At 70.8% G+C, this 5211-nt stretch carries 3 protein-coding genes; all 3 read left to right on the top strand.

What is annotated here, in order from left to right; genetic code table 11:
- Positions 1 to 711 (top strand): methionine adenosyltransferase (gene metK, locus CUT83_RS10395; RefSeq protein ID WP_101255575.1); only part of this gene is annotated, 711 nt, incomplete at its 5' end.
- Between the two features lie 38 nt (positions 712 to 749).
- Positions 750 to 1733 carry a carbohydrate kinase family protein gene (locus CUT83_RS10390; protein ID WP_101255574.1) on the top strand — a complete coding sequence of 328 codons (984 nt, stop codon included), beginning with the start codon at positions 750 to 752 and terminating at the stop codon, positions 1731 to 1733.
- A partial coding sequence (gene metH, locus CUT83_RS10385) for a methionine synthase (RefSeq protein WP_101255573.1) occupies positions 1730 to 5211 on the top strand: 3482 nt, incomplete at its 3' end. The genes CUT83_RS10390 and metH, both read left to right, overlap by 4 nt.

Raw genomic sequence — 5211 nt, 5'->3', positions numbered from 1 at the left:
CCCTACCTGCGCCCGGACGGCAAGACGCAGGTGACCGTCGAGTACGACGGGGACAAGGCGGTGCGGCTGGACACCGTGGTGGTCTCCTCCCAGCACGCCTCCGACATCGACGTCGGCGCGCTGCTGGCCCCGGACATCCGCGAGTTCGTCGTCGAGCCGGAGCTGACCGCTCTCGCCCGGAGCGGCGTCAAGCTGGACACCGACGGGTACCGGCTGCTGGTCAACCCCACGGGCCGGTTCGAGATCGGCGGCCCGATGGGGGACGCGGGCCTGACCGGCCGCAAGATCATCATCGACACCTACGGCGGCATGGCCCGCCACGGCGGCGGCGCCTTCTCCGGCAAGGACCCCTCCAAGGTGGACCGCTCGGCGGCCTACGCCATGCGCTGGGTGGCCAAGAACGTGGTGGCCGCGGGGCTGGCCGCCCGCTGCGAGGTGCAGGTGGCCTACGCCATCGGCAAGGCCGAGCCGGTGGGCCTGTTCGTGGAGACCTTCGGCACGGCCACCGTGGACCCCGGGCGGATCGAGCAGGCCATCTCCGAGGTGTTCGACCTGCGCCCGGCCGCCATCATCCGGGACCTGGACCTGCTGCGCCCGATCTACGCCGCCACGGCCGCCTACGGGCACTTCGGCCGGGAACTGGACGACTTCACCTGGGAGCGCACCGACCGTGCCCAGCGGCTGCGTACCGCGGCCGGCTGCCGGAACTGACAGAACTGACGGAACTGACGGAAAAGGGGGACAGCGCCGTGCGAACAGCTGTAACCGGTTCGATCGCCACAGACCACCTGCTCACCTTCCCCGGGGTCTTCACCGACCAACTCCTGGCCGAACGGCTGGAACGGGTCTCGCTGTCCTTCCTGGCCGACCGGCTCGAAGTCCGCCGCGGGGGAGTGGCCGCGAACATCTGCTACGGACTGGGACTGCTGGGCCTGCGTCCCGTGCTCGTCGGCGCGGCAGGCGGCGACTTCGAGCCCTACCGCCTCCATCTCAAGGAACACGGAATCGACACCGACTCGGTGCACATCAGCGAGAGCCGCCACACGGCCCGGTTCGTCTGCACGACCGACCGGGCGCAGAACCAGATCGCCACCTTCTACGCGGGTGCCATGGCGGAGGCGCGCACCATCGACCTGCGCCGGGTGGTCGCCCGCGTGGGCCGCCTCGACCTCGTCGTGGTCTCACCCGACGACCCCGAAGCGATGATCCGGCACACCGACGCGTGCCGGGCCCTGAACATCCCCTTCGCGGCCGACCCCTCCCAGCAACTGGCCAGACTGGAGCGGAAAGAGGTCCGACGGCTCCTCGAGGGCGCACGCTGGCTCTTCGGCAACGAGTACGAGGCCGCGCTGCTCCAGGAGCGCTCCGGCTGGAGCACGTCCCAGATCCTCGACCGCGTCGGGTGCTGGGTCACGACCCTGGGCGACTCGGGCGTCCGCCTCCGGCAGAAGGGCCGGCCGGACACCGGGATCCCGGCGGTACCGGTCGAGGGTGTCGTCGATCCGACAGGCGTCGGCGACGCCTTCAGGGCGGGATTCGTCGCGGCCCTGTCCTGGAACCTCCCGCGCGAGGTCGCGGCGCAGTTCGGCTGCACCGTCGCCGCGACGGTCCTCGACTACATCGGCACGCAGGAGTACCGGCTGTACCGCGAGCCTCTCCTTTCCAGGATGCGCACGTCCTACGGAGTACCGGCGGCGGCCCGGGTCGTCCCGCACCTGAGGGAGCTGCCGTGACCGCGGCCGGACCGAGGGCCCAGCTGCTGCGTGAGGCGTTGTCCTCGCGGGTGGTGGTGGCGGACGGGGCGATGGGCACGATGCTGCAGGCGGCCGATCCGTCGCTGGAGGACTTCCAGCAGTTGGAGGGCTGTAACGAGGTTCTCAACGTCACCCGCCCCGACATCGTGGCCTCGGTGCACGAGGCGTATCTGGCGGTGGGGGTGGACTGTGTGGAGACCAACACCTTCGGTGCCAACTTCGCGGCGCTGGCGGAGTACGACATCGCCGGCCGGGTGGAGGAGTTGTCCGAGGCCGGGGCGCGGGTGGCGCGGGAGGTGGCCGACGCCTTCACGCGGGACACGGGGCGGCAGCGGTGGGTGCTGGGGGCGATGGGGCCGGGTACCAAGCTGCCCACCCTGGGCCATGTCGAGTACCGCACGCTGCGGGACGCCTATCAGGCCAATGCCGAGGGTTTGCTGGCGGGGGGTGCGGACGCGCTGCTGGTGGAGACGACCCAGGACCTGCTGCAGACCAAGGCGGCGGTGCTGGGGGCGCGGCGGGCGCTGGATGCGGCCGGGTGGTCGGTGCCGGTGATCTGCTCGGTGACGGTGGAGACGACCGGCACGATGCTGCTGGGCAGTGAGATCGGTGCGGCTCTGACGGCGCTGGAGCCGCTGGGCATCGACATGATCGGGCTCAACTGTGCCACCGGTCCGGCGGAGATGAGCGAGCATCTGCGCTACCTCGCGCGGCACTCCCGCATCCCGCTGTCCTGTATGCCGAACGCGGGGCTGCCGGAGCTGACCGCCGACGGTGCGCGCTATCCGCTCACGCCGGGTGAGCTGGCGGATGCGCAGGAGTCGTTCGTGGCCGAGTACGGGCTGTCGCTGGTGGGTGGGTGCTGCGGGACGACGCCGGAGCATCTGCGGCAGGTGGTCGAGCGGGTGCGGGGAGTGGTGCCGGCGGGGCGGGAGGTGCGGCCGGAGCCGGGGGCGGCGTCGCTGTACCAGGCGGTGCCGTTTAGGCAGGACACCTCGTATCTGGCGATCGGGGAGCGCACCAACGCCAACGGGTCGAAGAAGTTCCGCACCGCCATGCTGGAAGGGCGGTGGGAGGACTGCGTGGAGATCGCGCGGGAGCAGATCCGCGAGGGCGCGCACCTGCTGGATCTGTGTGTGGACTATGTGGGCCGTGACGGGGTGGCGGACATGGCCGAGCTGGCCGGGCGGCTGGCGACGGCCTCCACGCTGCCGGTGGTGCTGGACTCCACCGAGCCGGCCGTGATCGCGGCGGGGCTGGAGAAGCTGGGCGGCCGGGCGGTGATCAACAGTGTGAACTACGAGGACGGTGACGGGCCCGGCTCCCGGTTCGCGCGGATCACGGCGCTGGCGGCCGAGCACGGGGCGGCGCTGATCGCGTTGACCATCGATGAGGAGGGGCAGGCGCGTACGGCCGGGCAGAAGGTGGCCGTGGCCGAGCGGCTGATCGCGGATCTGACGGGCAGGTGGGGTATCCGGGAGGAGGACATCCTCATCGACTGCCTGACGTTCACCATCTGTACCGGTACCGAGGAGTCCCGCCGGGACGGGGTGGCCACGATCGAGGCGATCGGTGAGCTCAAGCGGCGGCATCCGCGGGTGCAGACCACGCTGGGGCTGTCGAACATCTCCTTCGGTCTGAATCCGGCCGCGCGGATGGTGCTCAACTCCGTGTTCCTGGACGAGTGCGTCAAGGCCGGGCTGGACTCGGCGATCGTGCACGCGGCCAAGATCCTGCCCATCGCGCGGATTCCCGCCGAGCAGGTGCGGGTGGCGCTGGATCTGATCTATGACCGGCGGGCGGAGGGCTATGACCCGCTGCAGCGGTTCCTGGAACTGTTCGAGGGCGTGGACACCAGGAGTGTGCAGGCCTCCCGGGCCGAGGAGCTGGCGGCGCTGCCGCTGGAGGAGCGGCTCAAGCGGCGGATCATCGACGGGGAGCGGGGCGGTCTGGAGGCCGATCTGGATGAGGCCCTCACCGAGCGTCCGGCGCTGGACATCGTCAACGACACCCTGCTGGCGGGCATGAAGGTGGTCGGGGAGCTGTTCGGCTCCGGGCAGATGCAGCTGCCGTTCGTGCTGCAGTCGGCGGAGGTGATGAAGACGGCCGTGGCCCATCTGGAGCCGCACATGGAGCGGGTCGAGGGCGCGGCGGGCAAGGGCACCATCGTGTTGGCCACGGTGCGCGGAGACGTGCACGACATCGGCAAGAACCTGGTGGACATCATCTTGTCCAACAACGGCTACACGGTGGTCAACCTCGGGATCAAGCAGCCGGTGTCGGCGATCGTGGAGGCGGCCGAGGAGCACGCCGCGGATGTGATCGGCATGTCCGGGCTGCTGGTGAAGTCCACCGTGATCATGAAGGAGAATCTGCAGGAGCTCAACGCCCGTTCCCTGGCCGGGAAGTATCCGGTGATCCTGGGCGGGGCCGCGCTGACCCGCGCCTACGTCGAGCAGGACCTGCACGCCCTCTACGACGGGGAGGTCCGCTACGCCCGGGACGCCTTCGAGGGGCTGCGGCTGATGGACGCGCTGATGGGTGTCAAGCGTGGTGTGCCGGGGGCGAAGCTGCCCGAGCTGCGGCAGCGGCGGGTCAAGGCGGCGGCCGCCCAGGTGGCCGAGCCGGAGCCGGGCGGGCCGGTGCGCTCGGACGTGGCCACCGACCATCCGGTGCCCACCCCGCCCTTCTACGGCACGCGGGTGGTCAAGGGCATTCCGCTCAAGGAGTACGCGTCCTGGCTGGACGAGGACGCGTTGTTCAAGGGGCAGTGGGGGCTGAAGGCGCCGCGCACCGGGGACGGGCCCTCCTACCGGGAGCTGGTCGAGGCCGAGGGCCGGCCGCGGCTGCGGGGCTGGCTGGAGCGGCTGCACACCGACAGCCTGCTGGAGGCCGCGGTGGTCTACGGCTACTTCCCCTGCCACGCCGAGGGCGACGACCTGGTGGTCCTCGGTGAGGACGGTGCCGAGCGGTGCCGGTTCACCTTCCCCCGCCAGCGCCGCGGGCGCCGGCTGTGCCTGGCGGACTTCTTCCGCCCCAAGGAGTCCGGTCAGACGGACGTGGTGGGCCTGCAGGTGGTCACCGTCGGCTCCCGCATCGGCCAGGCCACCGCCGAGCTGTTCGCCGCCAACGCCTACCGCGACTATCTGGAGCTGCACGGCCTGTCGGTGCAGCTGGCCGAGGCGCTGGCCGAGTACTGGCACGCCCGGGTCCGTGCCGAGCTCGGTTTCGCCGGCGACGACCCCGACGCGATCGAGGACATGTTCGCCCTCAAATACCGCGGGGCGCGGTTCTCGCTGGGGTACGGGGCGTGTCCGGAGCTGGCCGACCGCGCCAAGATCGCCGAGCTGCTCCGGCCCGAGCGGATCGGGGTGAAGCTGTCCGAGGAGTTCCAGCTCCATCCCGAACAGTCCACCGACGCCATCGTCGTCCACCACCCCGAGGCCAAATACTTCAA

The organism is Streptomyces barkulensis (genome assembly GCF_002843305.1).
Taxonomy (GTDB): domain Bacteria; phylum Actinomycetota; class Actinomycetes; order Streptomycetales; family Streptomycetaceae; genus Streptomyces; species Streptomyces barkulensis.
Note: the sequence above shows the minus strand (reverse complement) of the source record. Positions and strands in the feature narration are given on the sequence as shown.